The following is a 20481-nucleotide window of genomic DNA, read 5'->3' on the forward strand; positions in this document are numbered from 1 at the left end:
TGAACTGCACCCCGAAAGTTGGACACCTAATCCAACCCTCGGGGTGTTTCTATGAGCAATCGATACGACGAGTGGTTCAAGCTGCTAGTGGTGCAGCAGTGTTTGCATGAGGACACTAGCCTACGCGAGGTGGCTCGCCAGCATCGCCTTGACCATTCCCTGGTGCGTAAATGGCGGGAACGCTACCGCCAGCATGGCGCGCCGGGGCTAGGCAAGAAGTACAGTCACTACAGTGCTGCCTTCAAGCTGGCGGTACTCGAGAGAATGTGGCGAGATGGCTTGTCACGCCGGCAGGCTGCCACCCTGTTCGATATTCGCGGAGATGCCGCTATTGGCATATGGGAGCAGCAGTACCATAGTGGTGGCCTGACTGCGTTATCGCCAAAGCGAAAGGGACGCCGCCCGATGGTCAAAAAGCCGCCTTCACCACCACCCCCACCTGATGAAGAGCGCTCTCATGAGGAGTTGCTCAAAGAGTTGGCGTATCTGCGGGCGGAGAACGCCTATCTAAAAAAGCTCGATGCCTTGATCCGGGAGAAGCAGGCGGCAACGCAGGGCAGAAAGCCCAAGCCGTCCAAGGGTTAAGGCACGAGCATTCGCTGGCTCTGCTGCTGCGTGCGGCAGAGCTACCGCGCAGCACGTTCTACTACCAGCTCAAGGCCCTGGGCGCTGACGATCAGTGCGCGCCCCTGAAGGCGCGTATCCGGGCGATCTACGATAGCCACAAAGGGCGCTATGGTTATCGCCGCATCACTGCTGCCCTACGGCAGGCAGGTGAAGTGATCAACCACAAGGCCGTCCAGCGCTTGATGCAACAGCTGGGCTTGAAGTCCCTGGTTCGCCCAAAGCGGTATCGCGCCTACCGAGGAGCAGTGGGACATGTGGCTCCCAACGTACTCGACCGGCAGTTTCAGGCAGAAGGACCGAATCAGAAGTGGGTGACCGACATCACGGAGTTCAACGTCGACGGACAGAAGCTGTATCTGTCCCCCATCATGGATCTCTACAACGGCGAGATCGTCGCCTATCAGACCAGCAGGCGTCCCGTACTCTCACTGGTGAAGCACATGCTGCAGCAGGCCTTTGCCCGCTTGAAGCACTCGGACCGGCCACTGCTGCATTCCGATCAGGGGTGGCATTACCAGCATCCCACCTATCGCGCCCTGTTGGCAGGACAGGCGCTGACCCAGAGCATGTCACGCAAGGGCAACTGCTTGGACAATGCCGCCATGGAGAGCTTCTTCGGCACCCTGAAGGCCGAGTATTTCCACCTGAACCGGTTCGATACGGTTGAGCAGTTGCAGCAAGGCCTCGATCGTTACATCCATTACTACAACCACGAGCGCATCAGGCTGAAACTAAAAGGCCTGAGCCCCGTACAGTACAGGACTCAGGCCTTGGGCGCCGGCTGAACGAACCGTCCAACTATTGGGGGTCAGTTCAACTCTCTGGTGGCCGGGGCGCATTTCCGCCGCCCGGTCGAGACGCCTCAGACCGCGGGGCGGCCGACCAGCGAGCGGGTCTCCTCGCGGGCCTCGGTCAGTGCCACGCGGAGGTGGTCGCCGAGCTTGAAGCGCTCCTCGCCCTCGATCTGGATACGGCCCTCCTTGTCGTCGATCACCACCTTGTCGCGGTCGCTGTGCATCAGCGGGGCCGGGACGAAGGCGGTGGCGCCGTTGGCGGTCAGCCGCACGCGCATGCCGCCGCGGTTGATGGCGATGATCTCGGCGTCGAAGGTCTCCTGGGCCTCGGCGGCGGGGGTCAGGTAGCGCACATAGAGCCAGTCCTTGACGTCGCGCTCGGCCATGCGATTGAGCCGGCGGCGCTCGGTGAGCTGCTCGGTGAGCTCGAGGCTGGCCTCGGCCGGCGCCTGCTCGCCCTTGAGCACCCGCTTGATCAGTCGATGGTTGACCATGTCGCCGTACTTGCGGATCGGCGAGGTCCAGGTCGCGTAGGCGGCCAGGCCCAGGCCGAAGTGGGGGCCGGGGAGGGCGGACATGCTGGTGAAGCCCTGGAAGCGGCGCAGGCGGGCGTCGAGCCAGGCATCCTCGCGCCCCTCGAGCTCGCGCTTGAGCTCCCGGTAGCGGGGCAGCTCGGTGAGCGCCTCGGGCTCGACCTGGATCTGCTGGGCGGCGAGGAACTCGTGGGCCGCCTCGGCCTTCTCGGGCTCGAAGGCGCGATGCACGTTGAAGATGCCGTGACCCACGTGCTCGGCCAGCAGGTGCGCGCAGCAGGCGTTGGCGGCGATCATCGACTCCTCGATCATGCGGTTGGCGATGCGCCGCTCCTCGGTGCGGATGTCCAGTACGTTGCCGGCCTCGTCGAGGTCGAAGACGTAGTCGGGGCGGTCCTTGAACACCAGGGCGTGCTCGGCGCGCCAGGCGCTGCGCGCCTCGGTCATGGCCGCCAGGGCCTTGAGCTGCTCGCCGATCTCGTCCGCCGGCGCCCAGTCGCCCCGGCCCTCGAGCCAGTCGGAGACCCGGTCATAGGCCAGCTTGGCCTGCGAACGGGCGGTGGCGGCGAAGAAGCGGTAGTCACCGAGGCTGCCGTCGGCGCCGATCTCCAGGGTGCAGGCCAGCACCGGGCGTTGCTTGCCCTCCCACAGCGAGCAGAGGTCGTCGGCCAGCTGCTCGGGAAGCATGGTGACGTTCTGTCCCGGCAGGTAGACGGTGAAGGCGCGGGTGCGCGCCTCGAGGTCGGCGGCATGACCCTCCTCGACGTAGGCGGTGGGATCGGCGATGGCCACCGTCAGGCGCCAGCCGCCGTTCTCGCCGGCCTCGATGCGCAGGGCATCGTCCATGTCGCGGGTCTTCTCGCCGTCGATGGTGAAGAAGGGCTCGGCGGTCAGGTCCTCGCGCGTGAGGCCCTCGTCGCGCAGCGGCCAGTCGTCGCCGGCGTCCGGGCACTCCTGCTCCAGGGCGTGGCGGGCCAGGGTCACGCGCCACGGCACGGCCGGGTCGTCGGCCTTGGCCACCAGCTCGTCGATCTGGGTGAAGAAGGCGCGGTCGTCGGGCTTGAGCGGATGGCGTACCAGGCGAGCCACCACCCAATCACCGTCGCCGATGCTCTCCTCGTCCAGGCTGCGCTTGATGCGCGCCTTGAGCACGTTCTTGATCGAGGGGTGGTCGGGCACCACGGCGAGGCGTCCCTCGCGCTTCTGGACCCGAGCGATGAAGCGTTGCAACCCGATCTCCAGCAGGGCGGTCGGCTCCACGGACTTCTTGTCGCCCTCCTCGTGGACGACGGCCTCGACGCGATCGCCGTGCAGCACCAGCTTCATGGCGGGCGGCGGCACGAACCAGGATTCGCCGTCGTCGGTCTCGAGGAAGCCGAAGCCCCTGTCGGTGGCCTTGATCACGCCCTCGACACGGGGCGTGTTGTCACGGATCTGTTGCTTGAGCTGAGCAAGCACCGAGTTGTTCTGCAGCATGGATCACGATCGGGTGGCGGGAGTAAGGGAGCCACTATACGGATTCGCATCCGCGGCGCCAAACGCTGGTTGTCGGCGCCACGGCGAATCAGCCGGTTGCGTGGTCCTGGCCAGGATATCCGGGCCCCGGTCCCTGGTGCCGACACCGGGGCGTCATCCCGTGGCCATGGCATGCGGCCGGCCGAGCGACCGGGCAGCGACCCGGTGGCCTGCGACCATGGTCGTAGCCATGTGGTATTTAACTGGTATTCATGTGGGTCTATAGTGGTCTTATATTGGTAAGGCCAGGAGAGATCCATGGATGTCCGTTTTCAGCAGTTGCGGCTCGACCCCCAGGGGGCGACGCCGCTCTACCAGCAGCTGGCCAGCCAGCTGGAGCGCGCCATCGAGACCGGTGCCTGGGAGGCCGGCGAGGCGTTGCCCTCGGAGCGCAACCTGGCCGAGTCCCTGGCGGTCTCGCGGATCACCGCCCGCAAGGCGCTGGATCGCCTGGCGGAGCTGGGGTTGATCCGCCGCAGCCACGGCTCCGGGACCTTCATCACCCCGCGGCTCAACCAGTCCCTGACCCGGCTGGTGAGCTTCACCGAGATGCTGACCCAGCGTGGCTTCACCCCGCGCTCCCACTGGCTCTCCCGCCGCCTCTCGTCGCCCAGCGCCGAGGAGGGCATGCGCCTGGGGTTGGGTGCCGATGCCGGGGTGGCGCGGCTCAAGCGACTGCGCCTGGCCGACGACGTGGTCATGGCGGTGGAGGAGAGCTGCCTGCCGACCACCGTCCTGCCCGACCCGATGGCGGTGGAGACCTCCCTCTATGCGGTGCTGGAGGCGGCGGGCAAGCCGGTGGCCCGGGCCCTGCAGCACGTCACCGCGATCAACGCCGATGCCGAGCTCGCCGGCCTCGCCGAGGTGCCCGAGGGCCAGGCGCTGCTCAAGGTGACGCGACTGGGCTATCTGGGCGATGGCACCCCGGCGGAGCTCACCGTCACCTACTGCCGCACCGACTACTACGACTTCATGGTCGAGCTGACCCGCTGAGGAGGAACGACCATGCTCTACGGCAATGTCCTGACCCCCGAAGGCTGGCGCCTGGGCGAACTCCACTGGCAGGCGGGGCGCATCACCCGTCTCGTCGGCGAGCCGGTGGAGCCGGCGACCAACGACCATCCGCGGATCCTGCCCGGCTTCATCGACCTGCACGTGCACGGCGGCGGCGGCGCCGACGCCATGGAGGGGGGCGCGGCCCTGGAGACCCTGGCCCGCACCCATGCGCGCTTCGGCACCACCAGCCTGCTGGCCACCACCATGACCGCGCCGGACGTCGAGATCCGCCGGGTGCTCGGCGAGATCGACGCCTATCTCCGGGCCCCGGCGGTGGACGCCGCCCGGGTGCTGGGCGTGCACCTGGAAGGCCCCTATATCAACCCCGGCAAGCTCGGCGCCCAGCCGGCCCACGCCCGCTCCGGGGTGATCGAGGAGGTGGACGCCCTCTGCGCGCTGGCGCCGATCCGCCTGGTGACCCTGGCTCCGGAGCTCTCCGGCCACCTCGCGCTGATTTGCCACCTGACCGCCCGGGGGATCCGAGTGCAACTCGGTCACACCCTGGGCAGCTACGAGGAGGGGGTGGCGGCACTGGAGCACGGCGCCTGCGGCTTCACCCACCTGTTCAATGCCATGACCGGGCTGCACCACCGCAAGCCGGGCATGGTGGGCGCGGCCCTGGCCCACGCCGACTACGCCGAGCTGATCCCCGACCTGCTGCACGTGCATCCCGGCGCCATTCGCGCCGCGCTGCGCTGCATTCCCCGTCTCTATGCGGTCACCGACTCCACCGCCGCCGCCGGCATGCCGGACGGCGACTACCGGCTGGGCGAGCAGACCGTGACCAAGTGTCTGGGCGGCGTGCGCCTGCCCGACGGCACCCTGGCCGGCAGCACCCTGACCATGGACCAGGCGCTACGCAACCTGGTCGGCCTGGGGCTGAGCCTGGCCGAGGCCTCCGACCGCCTGTCGCGCTTTCCGGCCGACTTCCTCGGGCTCCCCGAGCGGGGACGCCTGGCCGAGGGCGCCCCCGCCGACCTGGTGGTCCTCGATCCCCGACTCAACCTGCAAGCGGTCTTCGTCGAGGGCCGTGCCATCGAAGGAGAGCCCCCATGTCCCTGATGCTCGAGGAAGCCTGCAATGCCCCGGAGCGCATCCGCGGCCAGCTGCAGCGCAATGCCGCCATGCTTGCCGAGCTGGGTGAGCAGCTGCGCCTGGCGCCGCCGGCGGCGGCGGTGACCGTGGCCCGCGGCAGTTCCGACCACGCCGCCAGCTACTTTGCCTACCTCTGCATGAAGCACCGCGGCATCCCGGTGGCTTCTCTGCCGCCGTCGCTGACCACCCTGGCCGAGGCCCCCTGGCGGCTCACCGGCCAACTGGCGGTGGCGGTCTCCCAGTCGGGCCAGAGCCCGGACCTGGTGGCCACCCAGCGCGCCCTGGCCGCGGCCGGTGCCCGCAGCCTGGCGCTGGTCAACACCCCGCAGTCGCCGCTCGGCGCGGCCAGCGACCTGGAGGTGCCGCTCTACGCCGGCGAGGAGCGCAGCGTCGCCGCTACCAAGAGTTACCTGGCGACCCTCTCCGCGATGGCCCAGTTACTGGGTCACTGGCACGAGGATCACGACCTGCTCGCCGCCCTGGATGTCCTGCCGGCCCGGCTCGCCCGGGCCGCCGAGCGGGACTGGTCGCCGGCCATCGAGGCGCTGGCCGGCGCCGACAGGATGATGGTGATCGGCCGGGGCGCCGGCCTGGCGGTGGCCCAGGAGGCGGCGCTCAAGTTCAAGGAGACCTGTGCCATCCAGGCCGAGCCCTTCAGCGGCGCCGAAGTGCGCCACGGCCCCATGGCGCTGATCGGCCCGGGCTACCCGGTGCTGGTGTTCGCCCCGCCGGGGCCGGAGCAGGCCGGGCTGCTGGAGTTGGCCGAGTGGCTCGAGGGCGTCGGCGCCCGGGTGCTGCTGGCCGCCGACGACGGCGTGACCCGGCGCCACTTGCCGCTGGTGGACGCCGGCCACGAGGCGCTGCAGCCGCTCGCGGCGATCCAGAGCTTCTACGTGATGGTGGCCGGCCTGGCGGCGGCCCGGGGCAGCGACCCGGACCACCCCCGTCACCTCAACAAGGTGACCCGCACCCTCTGAGTCACGCCGCCATCCGGCGATAACAACAACTCAGGAGTTTCCCATGACGACTGCTACACGCCTGATCCTGCAGGCCCCCATCGATGGGGTGGTGATCCCCCTCGCCGAGGTGCCCGACCCGGTCTTCGCCGAGGGCACCCTGGGCGAGGGCATCGCCCTGGACCCCCTGGGCGAGTGCCTGTATGCCCCCTGTGACGGCGAAGTGGTGCAGTGCGCCCGCACCGGCCACGCCGTGACCCTTGGCAGCGATGCCGGCCCGGAGCTGCTGCTCCACCTGGGCCTGGATACCGTCAACCTGGGCGGGGAGGGCATCGAGCTGCTGGTGGCGGTGGGCGACCGGCTGCGTGCCGGCGACCCGCTGTGTCGCTTCGATGCCGACCGCCTGGCCCGGGGCGCGAGCGCCCTGATCACCCCGCTGGTGATCACCGGGGCCGCCGGCTGGCGGCTGTGCCCGCCGCGCCATGCCGCCGGCACCCGGGTCGCTCTTGGCGAGCCGTTGCTGGCGCTGGAGGCGATCGGTGACGCGACCGGGCCGGGGGCCGGCGAGACGGGCCCGCTGCGCGAGTGCCCGCTCACCCTGGCCCTGGCGGCCGGGCTGCACGCCCGCCCCGCGGCGCGCCTGCGGGCCATCGCCCGCGGCCATGGCGTGACGTTGACGGTGTGCTGCGAGGCCGGCGAGGCCGACGCCGAGAGCCTGAGCGCGCTGATGAACCTGGGCCTGACCCGGGGCAGCGCCCTGACCCTCGCGGCCCGGGGCGAGGGGGCCGAGGCGGCCCTGGCGGACGCCGAGGCACTGCTGACCACCCCGGAGGCGGACGACCACGGGGCGCCGATGCCCGAGGCGGTGCCGGACCAGCCACTGGCCGAGGGCGAGCTGGCGGGACTGGTGGCGAGTCCCGGCCTGGCGCTGGGCCCACTGGTGGCCTATCGGCCGCCGCTGCCCCGGGTCGCCCGGGAGGGCGTCGGCGAGGCCGTGGAACGGCCACGGCTCAGCGCCGCCCTGGCGAGCGTCGGCGATGACCTGGCGCGGGCCGAGTGGGAGGCCCGGGCCCTGGGCCAGGCGGCGGAGGCGGAGATCTTCGCCGCCCACCAGGCCTGGCTCGAGGATCCCGACCTGATCGAGGCGGCCCGGGCGCGGATCCGTGCTGGGCGCGGCGCCGGCCAGGCCTGGCGCGAGGCCCTGGACGCCGAGGCCGAGCGCCTCGCCGCCAGCGGCAATGCCCTGCTGGCGGGGCGGGTCGCCGACCTGCGCGACCTGCAGCAGCGGGTGATGGCCGAACTGGCCGAGCCCGGTGCGGCCGAGGACGAGACGGTGCCCGAGGGCGCTATCCTGCTGGCCGAGGAGCTGACGCCCTCCCGGCTGGTGTCCCTGGCCGAGCGGCGTCCCGCCGGCCTCTGCCTGGCCGGTGGCGGCACCACCGCCCATGTGGCGATTCTGGCCCGGGCCCGGGGCATTCCCTGCCTGGTGGCCATGGGCGATGCCCTGGCGGGGCTGGCATGCGAGCGGGCGGTGCTGGACGGCGAGCGCGGCCGACTGGAGGTCTCGCCGAGCCCGGAGCGGCTGGCCGAGGTTGAGGCCCTGCTGGAGGAGCGGCGCCGCCGGGCCGAGGCGGAGCGGGCAGCGGCCCAGGCCCCGGCGGTGACCCGCGACGGACGTGAGATCGAAGTGTGCGCCAATGTCGGGGGCAGCGAGGAGGCACGCCTGGCAGCCGGAGCCGGGGCCGACGGCATCGGCCTGCTGCGCAGCGAATTCCTGTTCCTCGAACGTGACAGTGCGCCCGACGAGGCCTCACAGCGCGGCGAGTACCAGGCCGCCCTGGAGGCCCTGGGCGGCAAGCCGGTGATCGTCCGTACCCTGGACATCGGTGCCGACAAGCAACTGCCCTACCTGCGCCTGCCCGCGGTGCCCAACCCGGCCCTGGGGGTACGCGGCGTGCGTCTCTGGAAGAGCCAGCCCGCGCTGCTCGAGACCCAACTGCGAGCGCTGCTCTCCGTCACGCCGCTGGCGAGCCTGCGCATCATGCTGCCCATGGTCACCGAAGCCGGAGAACTGCGTGAGGTGCGCCAGCACCTGGAGGCCCTCGCCGCCGCGCTGGGACTCGTCGAGCGACCGCAGCTGGGCGCCATGATCGAGGTGCCAAGCGCGGCGCTGTGTGCGGCGAGCCTGGCCGCCGAGGCCGATTTCCTCTCCATCGGCACCAACGACCTGACCCAGTACACCCTGGCCATGGACCGCGAGGATCCCGAGCTGGCGGCGCGGGCCGACGTGCTGCACCCGGCGGTGCTGCGGCTGATCCAGGCCACCGTGGAGGGGGCCGCCGGCCGCTGCCCGGTGGGGGTGTGCGGCGCCGCCGCCGGGGATCCCCTGGCCGCGCCGCTGCTGGTGGCGCTGGGGGTCGACGAGCTCTCCGTGGAGCCGGCCCGGGTGCCGGCGGTCAAGGCCGCGCTGCGCCGGCTGGACGCCGGGGACCTGGCGGCGCGACTGCCCGAGTGGCTGACGCTGGACGACGCGGCCGCCGTGCGTCGGTGCCTGACCGAGCTGCTGGCCAGCGACGCCACCACAACAACGACAACGACTCTCGAGAGGATCTCCTGATGACCATGACCCTCGGCAACCGACTGATGGCCGGGCTGCAGCGGCTCGGTCGCTCCCTGATGCTGCCCATCGCGGTGCTGCCCATCGCCGGCCTGCTGCTGCGCCTGGGCCAGCCCGATCTGCTCGACATCGCCTTCATCGCCGGCGCCGGCGAGGCGATCTTCGCCAACCTGGCGCTGATCTTCGCCATCGGCCTGGCGGTGGGGTTCGCCGACGACGGCAACGGTGCCGCCGGCCTGGCCGGGGTGATCGGCTACCTGGTGCTGGATGCGGTGCTCACCGCCCTGAACCCCGAGATCGACATGGGGGTGCTGGCGGGGATCATCATCGGCAGCGTCGCGGGGCTGCTCTACAACCGCTACAAGGCGATCCGGCTGCCGGACTATCTGGCCTTCTTCGGCGGGCGCCGCTTCGTGCCCATCGCCACCGGGCTCGCCGCGGTGGCCCTGGGGGTGGTGTTCGGCCTGGCCTGGCCGCCGGTGCAGCACGGCATCGACGCGCTCGGCCGCTGGCTGATCGATGCCGGCGAGCTGGGCCTGTTCGTCTACGGCGCCCTCAACCGCCTGCTGATCGTCACCGGCCTGCACCATGTGCTCAACAGCCTGGTATGGTTCGTGTTCGGCAGCTTCGAGGCGGCCTCCGGGACCCTGGCCAGCGGGGACCTCAACCGCTTCTTCGCCGGCGACCCGACGGCGGGCAGCTTCATGACCGGCTTCTTCCCGGTGATGATGTTCGGCCTGCCGGCGGCGGCCCTGGCCATGTACCACGCCGCTCCCAGGGGGCGCCGTGCCCAGGTGGGCGGGCTGCTGCTGTCCCTGGCGCTGACCGCCTTCCTCACCGGGGTCACCGAGCCCATCGAGTTCACCTTCATGTTCCTGGCCCCGCTGCTCTACGGCCTGCATGCGCTGTTGACCGGGATCTCCATGGCGCTGATGCACTGGCTCGACGTCAAGCTGGGCTTCACCTTCTCCGCCGGCGCCTTCGACTTCGCGCTCTCCTATGGTCTCTCCACCAACGGCTGGTTGATGCTGCCGGTGGGCCTGGCCTACTTCGCCCTCTACTACACGGTGTTTCGCTGGACCATCGTGCGTTTCGACCTGCCCACCCCGGGTCGCGAGCCCGAGACCGTGGCGCCGCGGAGCGGCAACGAGCCGAGCGGCGAACGCGGCCCGGCCTTCGTCGCGGCCCTGGGCGGGGCCGCCAACCTGGCCAGCGTCGGCGCCTGCACCACCCGGCTGCGCCTGGTGCTGAACGATCCCGCGCGGCTCGACGAGGCGGCCCTCAAGGCACTGGGCTCCCGGGGCCTGCTGCGCCTGCAGGGTGGCGGCGTGCAGGTGATCCTGGGCCCGATCGCCGATGGCGTGGCCGACGAGATCCGTCAGGCGCTGAGCCAGGGCGATCGGGGGCCCATCGCCGCCTCTTTCCACGATCCGGTGGCCGACGAGATCCGTCAGGCGCTGAGCCAGGGCGATAAGGGGCCCATCGCCGCCTCTTCCCACGATCCGGTGGCCGACGAGATACGCGGCACCATGGCCGCCCAGGGCACGACGCCGCAGGGCGCGCCGACCGCGCCGCAGGGGAGGGCGGCGGAGCCTGCCGAGGCCATCGATGCCGCTGCCCGCGGCGACTGGCTGCATGCCCTGGGGGGCGAGGCCAACATCCGCGAGGCGGCGGCGGTGGCCACCACCCGGCTGCGTCTCGCGCTGCGCGATGCCACGGTGCTGGACGAGGCGGCCCTGACCCGGCTCGGCGCCCACGGGGTACAACGCCTGGAGCACGGCGTGGTGCATGTGCTGCTGGGGCGGCACGCGGACACCGTGGCCAGGGAGCTGCAGAACGGCTGAGGGTGGCGGGTGGGGGCATGCCGCCCCCACCCGCCGGCGTCGCGAGCCAGGGTGGGACGCCGCAGGCTGAATCGGTTAAGCTGGACGTTCACGAACACGGAGAGCGCCATGACCCCACGCCTGATCGTCTCCGATCTCGACGGCACCCTGCTGGGGGCCGATCACGATCTCCATGCGCACACCATCGAGACGCTACGGACGCTGGCCGGCCGGGGCCACCACCTGGCCTTCGCCTCCGGGCGGCACTTCCGCGACATGCTCGCCTTCCGCGCGCGGCTCGGGGTGCCGATCCATGTGATCAGCACCAATGGCGCCTACCTGCACGGCCCCGACGACCGGATGCTCGCGGCCCGGCATCTCGAGGCCGAGCTGGCCCGGGAGCTCATCGCCCTGGAACGCCACCACAGCGTGCGGCTCAACCTTTACCGCGACGAGGAGTGGCTCATCGACGCCCCGGACCCGCGGCTGCTGGCGCTGCACGCCCATACCGGCTTCGGCTATCGGGTCGCCGGGCCCGGTGAGCTCGACGGCGAGGGGGTCGGCAAGGTGCTCTATATCGGCGAGCCGCGGCGCCTGGCCGGGCTCGAGGCCGCGGTCCGCGAGCGCCACGGCGAGCGGCTGCACGTCACCTACTCGACCGCCAACTCGCTGGAGGTCATGGCCGGCGGGGTCAACAAGGGCACCGCGCTGACCGCGCTGCTCGAGGCCCTCGGGCTCACCCCCGAGGCCTGCCTGGCCTTCGGCGACAACCTCAACGACACCGAGATGCTGCGGCTCGCCGGCGAGGCCCATGTGATGGCCAATGCCCACCCCGACCTGTCGGTCCTGGTGCCCCGGGCGCGCGCCATCGGCCACCACGACGAGGCCGCCGTGGCGAGGCGGCTGCGTGAGCGCTTCGGCCTGTGAGGCGACTACCACCTTGGTCGCAAGCACCTTGCCGTCGTCCCCGCCCTTGACCATCATCGAATCCCCATAACGACAACACGCCAGGGGCGGTGCCGGCATCGCCCCTGCCTCCAGGCGACGATGACGACGACTCCTGCCACCCTGATCGTGGTCGACGACGACCCCGAGATCCGCGAGCTGCTGGCCGACTATCTCGGCCGTCACGGCTATCGCGCCCTGGTCGCCGAGGATGCCGAGGCGCTGCACCGCCTGCTGGCCCGGGAGACCCCCGACCTGCTGATCGTCGACATCATGCTGCCCGGCGACGACGGCTTCACCATCTGTCGCGAGGTACGCCGGACGAGCGAGGTGCCGATCATCATGCTCACCGCCAGCGCCGACGAGACCGACCGGATCCTCGGCCTGGAGCTGGGCGCCGACGACTACCTGGGCAAGCCCTTCAACCCCCGCGAGCTGCTGGCGCGCATCAAGGCGGTGCTGCGCCGGACCCGCACGTCGACGAGCGACCCCGAGCACGCCCGCCTGGTGGCCTTCGGCCACTGGCGGCTCGACCGGGTGACCCGCGAGCTGATCGACAGCGAGGGCGAACGCAGCCCGCTGTCGGGGGCCGACTTCCAGCTGCTGCAGGCGTTCCTCGAGCACCCCGAACAGGTGCTGTCGCGTGACGGCCTGTACGAGCTGAGCCGCGGCCGGCCGGCCCCGCCGCTGGACCGCTCCATCGATGTGCACGTCTGCCGGCTGCGCCAGCGGCTCGGCGAGGATGCCCAGCACTCCCAACTGATCCGCACCGTGCGCGGGGCCGGCTACGTGCTGGCCACCCGGGTGGACGTGCTGCAGTGAAGCGGGACGGGCCCTGGCGGCGCCTGCGCCGACGACTGGCCCTCGGCTTGCCGCGCACCCTGCGCGGGCGCTTCGTGCTGATCATGGTCGTCGGGGTGCTGGGTGCACAGCTCGCCAGCTACGTCATCTGGACGACCCAGGCACGTTCCAGCCAGCTCGAACAGCTCGACGAACTGTCGCTCAACGTGGCCTACAGCGTTGCCTCCACGGTGCGGTTCTTCCGCTCGCTGCCCTACGACTACCGGCATATCGTGCTCGACCAGTTGCGCGACATGGGCGGCACGCGGTTCTTCGTCAGCGTCAACGATCACCGCATTCCGATCCTCGATACCGGCAATGGTCCCGGCAAGTCGCTGGTGGTCGACAACTTCCAGCGGGTGCTGGCCTCGGAGCTGGGCATCCGCGATGCCCTGGTGGAGTTCTCGCGCCCCGAGGAGCTGCGCCTGCTCAACAACGAGGTGCTGCTGCACGACCTGCCGCGCCGCTGGGGTCAGCACAGCCTGCTGATGGAGCCGCTGTCGCCACCGGTGCTGGTGGTGCAGATGGAGCTGGAGCCGGAGACCTGGCTGTACGTGGCGACGCTGCTGCCCATCCAGGACCTGGTCACCGCCCAGGGCTGGCTGTCCGAGGAACGCCTGCTGGCGGCACTGCTGGTGCTGCTGACCGTGATCGGGCTGTCGCTGGCGGGCATCCGCAGCGCCACCCTGCCGCTGGGGCGACTGTCGCGGGCGGCGCATCAGCTGGGCAATGACCTCGACGCGCCGCCCCTGCGCGAAAGCGGGCCGCGGGAAGTGGCGGCCACGGCGGTCGCCTTCAATCGCATGCAGCGGCGTATCTGCGAACAGGTGGAGGAGCGGGAGCGGTTGTTCTCGGCGATCTCCCACGACCTGAAGACGCCGATCACCCGCCTGCGACTGCGCGCCGAGATGCTCGACGACCCGCTCCAGCGCGAGCGTTTTTGCGCCTCGCTCGATGAACTCGATCAGCTGGTCAAGGGGGCGCTCGCCTCGGTCAAGGGGTTCGATCTCCATGAGCCGTTGCAGGAGATCTCGTTGCGCGACCTGCTTGAGGGGTTGGCCGAGGAGCTGAGCCTGCAGGGCGGCGAGGTCGCCATCGAGGGGAACGCCGCACCGCTTACCGTCAAGCCATTGGCCATCAAGCGCTGCCTGGCCAATCTGCTCGAGAACGCCATCTTCTACGGGGGGCGAGCCGAGGTGTCCCTCGACGAGCAGGGCACGACGCTGCGCATCGCGATCCGTGACCACGGCCCCGGGATTCCCGACGCCGAGCAGGCGCGCGTCTTCGATCCCTTCGTCCGCCTCGAGCCGTCGCGCAGCCGCCATACCGGCGGCTCCGGCCTGGGGCTGGGCATCGCCCGGCATATCGTGCGTGCCCATGGCGGCGAGCTCACCCTGGCGAACCATCCCCGGGGCGGCCTGGTGGCGACGCTGGTGCTGCCCCGCGAGCCGGACGGCAATGCGTTGCAGGCGACATGGGGTCCAGGGGCGATGGACTAGGCTGAGGTCATCGCCTGCGTCCGAACGCCGAGAGTGCCGACCATGAACGTCTACGACATCGCCTTTCTCGAGGCCCATATCCGCAAGACCATGGGCTTCTATCACCCGCGTGCCATCGATCCCGAGGGCGGTTTCTTCCACTACCTGCGCGACGACGGCACGATCTACGATCGCCGCCATCGCCACCTGGTCTCCAGTGCCCGCTACGTCTTCACCTACGCGCACTTCGCGGCTTACTTCCAGGCGCCGGACTACCTGGCCTGGGCCCGTCACGGCCTGCGCTACCTGGAAGAGCGGCATTTCCAGCCCGACTACCAGGGTTATGCCTGGACGCTGCGCGACGGCCGGGTCGAGGACGACACCAATCACTGCTATGGCCTGGCCTTCGTGCTGCTGGCCCATGCCACGGCCCTCAAGGCCGGCATCGATGAGGCCCGAGAGGGGCTCTATCGGGTTCACGAGCTGCAGACGCGACGCTTCTGGGAGCCCCGCTGGCGGCGTTACGCCGACGAGGCCGATCGGTACTGGCAGGTGTCCGACTATCGCGGTCAGAACGCCAACATGCACAGCTGCGAGGCGCTGATCGCGGCCTTCGATGCCACCGGCGATGCCCAGTTCCTGGAGCGTGCCGGCCAGGTCGCCGCGGCGATCTGCCTGGGCCAGGCGGAACGGGGGCGGGGCTGGATCTGGGAGCACTACGATCGCCACTGGCGGCTCGACCTGGACTATCATCGTGACGATCCGAAACACCTGTTTCGTCCCTGGGGCTACCAGGTCGGCCATCAGACCGAGTGGGCCAAGCTGTTGCTGATGCTGGAACGGCGCCGCCCCGCGCCCTGGCTGCTGCCCAGGGCCCGGGAACTGTTTCTCGGCAGCGTGGAGGCCGGCTGGCATCCCGAGCACGGTGGTCTGGTCTACGGCCTCGACCTCGACGGCGCGATCTTCGATGGCGACAAGTACTTCTGGGTGCAGGCCGAGAGCCTGGCCGCCGCGGCGATGCTCGGCAGCCGCACCGGCGAGCGGCGTTTCTGGCGCTGGTACGAGCGGCTGTGGGACTTCAGCTGGCGGCACATGATCGACCATGAGCACGGTGCCTGGTATCGCATCCTGACCCCCGACAATCGCCGCTACTCCGACGAGAAGAGCCCCGCCGGCAAGGTCGACTACCACACCATGGGGGCCTGCTACGACGCCATCGAGGCCCTGCGCCGCGGTAATGTTTCACCCTCGTAAGAAACCGGCAACACTATCCAGCACTAGGTAACCCCAGCAGGGGCGGGGAATGGGCTAGCTTTGCTTCCAGGCCGTCGCAACCCGCGGCCGACGAGACCCATAACAAGACGGAGACACGCCCATGCACGCATTCACGCACCCCCCGCTACTGCGCAGGACCCTGCTCGGCCTGGCCGTGGCGACGGCGCTGGGGGCTTCCCAGGCCCAGGCCGGCGAGGTCGAGGTCCTGCACTGGTGGACCTCCGGCGGCGAGGCGCGGGCCGCCAACGTGCTCAAGGAGTTGATGGAGGCCGAGGGGCACAGCTGGCAGGACTTCGCGGTGGCCGGCGGTGGCGGCGAGACGGCGATGACCGTGCTCAAGTCGCGCGCCATGTCGGGCAACCCGCCCTCCGCGGCGCAGATCAAGGGGCCGGAGATCCAGGAGTGGGGCGAACTCGGATTGCTCGGCAACCTCGACGACGTGGCCGAGCAGGGGGGATGGAATGCGCTGCTGCCCGAGACCGTCGCCGATGTCATGCGCCACGACGGCCAGTACGTGGCGGTGCCGGTCAACGTTCACCGCGTCAACTGGCTGTGGGCCAACCCGGCGGTGCTCGAGGCCGCCGGCGTCGAGATGCCCACCAGTCTCGACGAGCTGTTTGCCGCGGGCGAGGCGATCCGCGAGGCCGGCTACGTGCCCCTGGCCCACGGCGGCCAGGCCTGGCAGGACGCCACGGTATTCGAGTCCGTGCTGCTGGCCACCGGAGGTGTCGACTTCTACCGTCAGGCACTGGTCGAACTCGATCCCGAGGCCCTGGGCGGTGACGAGATGGTCGAGGCCCTGACGACCTTCAAGCGGCTGCGCGAGCTGATGGACGACGACATGTCCGGTCGCGACTGGAACATCGCCACCTCCATGGTGATCGAGGGCGATGCCGCCATGCAGCTGATGGGCGACTGGGCCAAGGGCGAGTTCACCGCCGCCGGCCTGACGGCGGGCGAGGACTATCTATGTGCCGCGGCGCCGGGGACCGGGGAGGCCTTTACCTACAACATCGATAGCCTGGCGATGTTCCGGGTCACCGACGAGGCCGAGCACGAGGCCCAGCAGACCCTGGCGCGGCTGGTGCTCGAACCCACCTTCCAGGAGGCCTTCAACCTGGCCAAGGGCTCGATCCCGGCCCGTCCCGACCTCGACATGGGCGCCTTCGACCGGTGCGCGCAGCAGTCGCTGGCCGACTTCCAGCACACCGCGGAAGCGGGTGGCCTGGTGCCCAGCATGGCCCACGGCATGGCGGTGCGCGCCGACGTCCAGGGCGCCATCTTCGATGTCGTGACCAACTACTTCAATGCCCGTGACATGGAGGCCGAGGAGGCCGCTCGACGCATGGTGAACACGGCCCAGGCGGCGCTGTAACGCTTGCTGGCCAAGGCGTCGTCTCTCGGCGGCGCCTCCGTTCCCCTTCGAGGACTCCTGTCATGACCCATTCGACTTCCGTGGCGCGTCCGGCACGGGCCGCTGCCCAACGCTCCTCCGCCGGCCACCTGCAGGCATGGCTGCCGCGGCTGGTGCTGGCGCCGTCCGTCGCCGTCTCGCTGTTCTTCGTCTACGGCTTCATGCTGTGGACCTTCATTCTCTCGTTGACCAACTCGCGCATGCTGCCGAGCTACGACCTCGTCGGCTTCGCCCAGTATGCGCGGCTGATGGCCAACGACCGCTGGTGGGTGGCCTCGACCAACCTGGTGGTGTTCGGCGCCCTGTTCGTCGGCATCTGCCTGGTGGTGGGGGCGCTGCTGGCCATCCTGCTCGACCAGCGCATCCGCCAGGAGGGGGCGCTGCGCACCCTCTACCTCTACCCCATGGCGCTGTCGTTCATCGTCACCGGGGTGGTATGGAAGTGGCTGCTCAACCCCGGGCTCGGCATCCAGGCCATGGTGCGCTCCTGGGGCTTCGAGAGCTTCACCTTCGACTGGCTGGTGAACCCTGACATGGCGGTCTACACCCTGGTGATCGCCGCCGTGTGGCAGGCCTCGGGCTTCGTCATGGCGCTGTTCCTGGCCGGGCTGCGCGGCATCGACGACAGCATCATCAAGGCCGCCCAGCTCGACGGCGCCAGCCTGCCGCGCATCTACCTGCGCGTGGTGTTGCCCTGCCTGCGGCCGGTGGTGTTCAGCGCGGTGATGATCCTCTCGCATATCGCCATCAAGAGCTTCGACCTGGTGGTGGCGCTCACCGGCGGCGGGCCCGGCTATGCCTCGGACCTGCCGGCCACCTTCATGTACGCCCATGCCTTCACCCGGGCACAGATCGGCCTAGGTTCGGCCAGCGCCATGCTGATGCTGGGCGGCGTGCTGGCGATCCTGATCCCCTATCTCTACTCGGAACTGAGGAGCCGCCAGCATGGATAACGTGATTCGTCGCCGCACGCCCGCGGCCCGGTTCTGGCGCCTGACGCTCTATGCCGTGTTGATCCTGGCCGCGCTCTTCTACCTGCTGCCGCTCGCCGTGATGCTGATCACCTCGGTGAAGCCGCTCGGCGAGATCAGTGCCGGCACCCTGCTGGCGCTGCCCCGGGAACCCACCCTGGAACCCTGGGCCAAGGCCTGGGGCGAGGCCTGCACCGGCATGCGCTGCGAGGGAGTAGGCGGCTACTTCTTCAACTCCATCGCCATCGTCGTCCCCGCGGTGCTGATTTCCACCGTCGTCGGCGCCCTCAACGGCTATGCCCTGACCAAGTGGCGCTTCAAGGGCTCCGAGCTCGTCTTCGCGCTGATGCTGTTCGGCTGCTTCATCCCCTTCCAGGTGGTGCTGCTGCCCATGGCCCAGACGCTGGGCTGGCTGGGGCTGTCGAGCTCCCGGGCGGGACTGATCCTGGTGCACGTGGTGTTCGGCATCGCCTTCACCACCCTGTTCTTCCGCAACTTCTACGTGGCGGTGCCCACCGAGCTGGTGTCGGCGGCCAAGCTCGACGGGGCGGGGTTCTTCCGCATCTTCTGGCGCATTCTGCTGCCGGTGTCGGCGCCGATCATCGTGGTCTCGGTGATCTGGCAGTTCACCCAGATCTGGAACGACTTCCTGTTCGGCGTCGCGTTCTCGGCCCACGACACCCAGCCGGTAACGGTGGCGCTCAACAACCTGGTCAATACCTCCACCGGCGTGCGCGAGTACAACGTCGACATGGCGGCGGCGATGATCGCCGCGCTGCCGACCCTGGTGGTCTACGTGCTGGCCGGCAAATATTTCGTGCGCGGGCTCACCGCCGGTTCCGTCAAAGGGTGAGGAGGACATCATGTCTGCATTGGAAATTCGTAATGTCTGCAAGGACTTCGGCAACGAGCAGGTACTCAAGGATGTCAGCCTGGCGATCGACTCCGGCGAGTTCCTGATCCTGGTCGGGCCCTCGGGATGCGGCAAGTCGACGCTGATGAACGCCATCGCGGGGCTCGAGCCGGTGACCTCCGGGGAGATCCTGATCGCCGGCGAAGCGGTCACCTGGAAGACCCCGGCGGAGCGCGACATCGCCATGGTGTTCCAGTCCTATGCGCTCTACCCGAGCATGACGGTGCGCGGCAACATCAGCTTCGGCCTGGAGATGCGCAAGGTGCCCAGGGCCGAGCGCGAGGCCGCCGTCGAGCGGGTCGCCGACCTGCTGCAGATCTCGCACCTGCTGGAGCGCAAGCCGGCCCAGCTCTCCGGCGGCCAGCGCCAGCGGGTGGCCATGGGCCGCGCGCTCGCCCGTGAGCCCAAGGTCTACCTGTTCGACGAGCCGCTCTCCAACCTCGACGCCAAGTTGCGCGTCGACATGCGCACCGAGATCAAGAAGCTGCACCAGCGGCTCGGCACCACCATCGTCTACGTGACCCACGACCAGATCGAGGCGATGACCCTGGCCGACTGCATCGCGGTGATGCGCGACGGCCGCATCCTGCAGCTGGGCACGCCGGACGAGGTCTACAACGACCCGGTGGACATCTTCGTCGCCGGCTTCATGGGCTCGCCGTCGATGAACTTCATCGCCGCGACCCTGGAGGGCGGCGCGGGCGGCTACCGCCTGCGCATCGTCACCCCGGACGAGGAGGACCTGGTGCTGCCCTGGCCGGTATCCCGGGAGACCCCGGACCTGGCCCGGCGGGTGGGACAGCAGGTGGTGCTGGGGCTGCGCCCGGAGCACTTCAGCGAGGAGGACGAGCGACTCGGCGAGCAGGACCGCGACACCCCGCTCTCGGCCCGCATCGGCGTGGTCGAACCCACCGGCGCCGATATCCTGCTGCGCTTGCCGCTGGGCGCGGGCGAGGTGACGGCCCGGGTCGGGCCCAAGTGTCGGGTGGCCGCCGGTGAGCGGCTGGCGCTGCGGGTCGACATGGGCCGCGCGGTGCTCTTCGACAACGAGACGGAACGCCGCCTGGCCTGAGGCGTGACCGGTGCGATCGCGCCGGTGCTGCAAGGTGACCCGAACGCACCACGGCGCCCGAGGCGCCGTGGTGCGTAGGGTGGGGGGAAGGGCGGCTCAGCGTACGGTGATCACGGTGCACTCGGCGGCGTGGCTGACCTTGTGGGAGACGCTGCCAACCACGAAGCCCTGCAGGTCGCTGAGCCCGCGACTGCCCATGACGATGGCGTCGACGCCGCGCTTTTTGGCCTCGCTGAGGATGGTGCGGGCCGGATCGCCTTGGCCGATCAGCGTCTCGATGCTGGTCGCTCCCTGCTCGCGGGCCGCCTCGGCGGCGCGGTCGACGATCTGCCGGCCGGTGCGCTCGCGCTCCTCGCGGGAGGCTTCCAGGGCGACGGCCCCGATGCCCCACACCAGGGTGGTCTCGTGGGCGAGTTCCTCGGGGATGTGCAGCAGATGCAGGGTGGCGTCCTCCTGACGAGCCAGCTGGCAGGCCACGGAGAGGGCCTTCCTGGCGTGTTCGGAGCCATCGACGGGGACCAGGATGGAGGTGAACATGGCGCTTGCCTTGAGCATTT

At 69.9% G+C, this 20481-nt stretch carries 16 protein-coding genes; 14 read left to right on the forward strand and 2 right to left on the reverse strand.

Annotated elements, in window-relative coordinates; translation table 11 throughout:
• Window positions 1-51 precede the first annotated feature (51 nt).
• Window positions 52-1412, forward strand: a protein-coding gene (locus QLQ85_RS19295) for an IS3 family transposase (protein WP_407650358.1) whose coding sequence is annotated in 2 segments (ribosomal slippage) — window positions 52-517 and window positions 517-1412 — 1362 coding nt in all. Because the reading frame shifts where the segments join, the coding sequence is not laid out codon by codon here.
• 77 nt (window positions 1413-1489) lie between these two features.
• Here QLQ85_RS19295 and QLQ85_RS19300 read toward each other — a convergent pair.
• Window positions 1490-3430 carry an exoribonuclease II gene (locus QLQ85_RS19300; RefSeq protein ID WP_282740488.1) on the reverse strand — a complete coding sequence of 647 codons (1941 nt, stop codon included), beginning with the start codon at window positions 3428-3430 and terminating at the stop codon, window positions 1490-1492.
• A 297-nt stretch (window positions 3431-3727) separates the two neighbouring features.
• Between QLQ85_RS19300 and QLQ85_RS19305 the strand changes: the two genes are divergently transcribed.
• The 13 genes from QLQ85_RS19305 (at window position 3728) to QLQ85_RS19365 (ending at window position 19924) form a co-directional block, all read left to right on the forward strand.
• Window positions 3728-4462 carry a GntR family transcriptional regulator gene (locus tag QLQ85_RS19305; RefSeq protein WP_282740489.1) on the forward strand — a complete coding sequence of 245 codons (735 nt, stop codon included), beginning with the start codon at window positions 3728-3730 and terminating at the stop codon, window positions 4460-4462.
• Window positions 4463-4474: 12 nt separating this feature from the next.
• Entirely contained in the window at window positions 4475-5587 is a 1113-nt protein-coding gene (nagA, locus tag QLQ85_RS19310; protein ID WP_282740490.1) for an N-acetylglucosamine-6-phosphate deacetylase, read from the forward strand.
• Window positions 5578-6597 carry an SIS domain-containing protein gene (locus tag QLQ85_RS19315; RefSeq protein ID WP_282740491.1) on the forward strand — a complete coding sequence of 340 codons (1020 nt, stop codon included), beginning with the start codon at window positions 5578-5580 and terminating at the stop codon, window positions 6595-6597. Before nagA ends, QLQ85_RS19315 begins: the two co-directional genes overlap by 10 nt.
• Window positions 6598-6640: 43 nt before the next feature.
• On the forward strand, window positions 6641-9193 hold the full coding sequence (gene ptsP, locus QLQ85_RS19320) for a phosphoenolpyruvate--protein phosphotransferase (protein ID WP_282740492.1): 2553 nt from the start codon (window positions 6641-6643) through the stop codon (window positions 9191-9193).
• Window positions 9193-11037 carry an N-acetylglucosamine-specific PTS transporter subunit IIBC gene (gene nagE / locus QLQ85_RS19325; protein WP_282740493.1) on the forward strand — a complete coding sequence of 615 codons (1845 nt, stop codon included), beginning with the start codon at window positions 9193-9195 and terminating at the stop codon, window positions 11035-11037. Before ptsP ends, nagE begins: the two co-directional genes overlap by 1 nt.
• A gap of 108 nt (window positions 11038-11145) precedes the next feature.
• A complete protein-coding gene (locus QLQ85_RS19330) occupies window positions 11146-11943 on the forward strand; it encodes a Cof-type HAD-IIB family hydrolase (protein WP_282740494.1) in 798 nt (265 codons plus the stop codon).
• Window positions 11944-12063: 120 nt separating this feature from the next.
• Window positions 12064-12783 carry a response regulator gene (locus QLQ85_RS19335; RefSeq protein ID WP_282740495.1) on the forward strand — a complete coding sequence of 240 codons (720 nt, stop codon included), beginning with the start codon at window positions 12064-12066 and terminating at the stop codon, window positions 12781-12783.
• Window positions 12784-12866: 83 nt separating this feature from the next.
• Window positions 12867-14300 carry an ATP-binding protein gene (locus tag QLQ85_RS19340; RefSeq protein WP_282740658.1) on the forward strand — a complete coding sequence of 478 codons (1434 nt, stop codon included), beginning with the start codon at window positions 12867-12869 and terminating at the stop codon, window positions 14298-14300.
• A 42-nt stretch (window positions 14301-14342) separates the two neighbouring features.
• Entirely contained in the window at window positions 14343-15533 is a 1191-nt protein-coding gene (locus QLQ85_RS19345; RefSeq protein WP_282740496.1) for an AGE family epimerase/isomerase, read from the forward strand.
• Window positions 15534-15654: 121 nt separating this feature from the next.
• Window positions 15655-16929 carry an ABC transporter substrate-binding protein gene (locus QLQ85_RS19350; protein ID WP_282721395.1) on the forward strand — a complete coding sequence of 425 codons (1275 nt, stop codon included), beginning with the start codon at window positions 15655-15657 and terminating at the stop codon, window positions 16927-16929.
• A gap of 62 nt (window positions 16930-16991) precedes the next feature.
• Window positions 16992-17921 (forward strand): carbohydrate ABC transporter permease, encoded by a 930-nt coding sequence (locus QLQ85_RS19355; RefSeq protein ID WP_282740497.1) that lies wholly within the window; start codon window positions 16992-16994, stop codon window positions 17919-17921.
• Complete coding sequence (locus tag QLQ85_RS19360) at window positions 17914-18792, forward strand: carbohydrate ABC transporter permease (protein WP_282740498.1); 879 nt, start codon at window positions 17914-17916, stop codon at window positions 18790-18792. The genes QLQ85_RS19355 and QLQ85_RS19360 overlap by 8 nt, the downstream gene beginning before the upstream one ends.
• Window positions 18793-18802: 10 nt before the next feature.
• Window positions 18803-19924, forward strand: coding sequence for an ABC transporter ATP-binding protein (locus QLQ85_RS19365; RefSeq protein WP_282740499.1), 1122 nt, complete (start codon window positions 18803-18805; stop codon window positions 19922-19924).
• A gap of 96 nt (window positions 19925-20020) precedes the next feature.
• Here QLQ85_RS19365 and QLQ85_RS19370 read toward each other — a convergent pair whose 3' ends face one another.
• Window positions 20021-20479: a universal stress protein gene (locus QLQ85_RS19370; protein ID WP_282740500.1), complete on the reverse strand. Its 459-nt coding sequence runs from the start codon at window positions 20477-20479 to the stop codon at window positions 20021-20023.
• Window positions 20480-20481 lie beyond the last annotated feature (2 nt).

Origin of the sequence: Halomonas kalidii (genome assembly GCF_030010475.1) — a bacterium.
Classification (GTDB): Bacteria; Pseudomonadota; Gammaproteobacteria; order Pseudomonadales; family Halomonadaceae; genus Halomonas; species Halomonas heilongjiangensis.

Coding starts and splice junctions, on each gene's coding strand:
- QLQ85_RS19360 (WP_282740498.1), top strand. CDS start 17,914: ATGGATAACGTGATTCGTCGCCGCACGCCCGCGGCCCGGTTCTGGCGC.
- QLQ85_RS19315 (WP_282740491.1), top strand. CDS start 5,578: ATGTCCCTGATGCTCGAGGAAGCCTGCAATGCCCCGGAGCGCATCCGC.
- nagE (WP_282740493.1), top strand. CDS start 9,193: ATGACCATGACCCTCGGCAACCGACTGATGGCCGGGCTGCAGCGGCTC.
- QLQ85_RS19370 (WP_282740500.1), bottom strand. CDS start 20,479: ATGCTCAAGGCAAGCGCCATGTTCACCTCCATCCTGGTCCCCGTCGAT.
- QLQ85_RS19305 (WP_282740489.1), top strand. CDS start 3,728: ATGGATGTCCGTTTTCAGCAGTTGCGGCTCGACCCCCAGGGGGCGACG.
- QLQ85_RS19365 (WP_282740499.1), top strand. CDS start 18,803: ATGTCTGCATTGGAAATTCGTAATGTCTGCAAGGACTTCGGCAACGAG.
- QLQ85_RS19340 (WP_282740658.1), top strand. CDS start 12,867: ATGGTCGTCGGGGTGCTGGGTGCACAGCTCGCCAGCTACGTCATCTGG.
- QLQ85_RS19350 (WP_282721395.1), top strand. CDS start 15,655: ATGCACGCATTCACGCACCCCCCGCTACTGCGCAGGACCCTGCTCGGC.
- nagA (WP_282740490.1), top strand. CDS start 4,475: ATGCTCTACGGCAATGTCCTGACCCCCGAAGGCTGGCGCCTGGGCGAA.
- QLQ85_RS19355 (WP_282740497.1), top strand. CDS start 16,992: ATGACCCATTCGACTTCCGTGGCGCGTCCGGCACGGGCCGCTGCCCAA.
- QLQ85_RS19345 (WP_282740496.1), top strand. CDS start 14,343: ATGAACGTCTACGACATCGCCTTTCTCGAGGCCCATATCCGCAAGACC.
- QLQ85_RS19335 (WP_282740495.1), top strand. CDS start 12,064: ATGACGACGACTCCTGCCACCCTGATCGTGGTCGACGACGACCCCGAG.
- ptsP (WP_282740492.1), top strand. CDS start 6,641: ATGACGACTGCTACACGCCTGATCCTGCAGGCCCCCATCGATGGGGTG.
- QLQ85_RS19330 (WP_282740494.1), top strand. CDS start 11,146: ATGACCCCACGCCTGATCGTCTCCGATCTCGACGGCACCCTGCTGGGG.
- QLQ85_RS19300 (WP_282740488.1), bottom strand. CDS start 3,430: ATGCTGCAGAACAACTCGGTGCTTGCTCAGCTCAAGCAACAGATCCGT.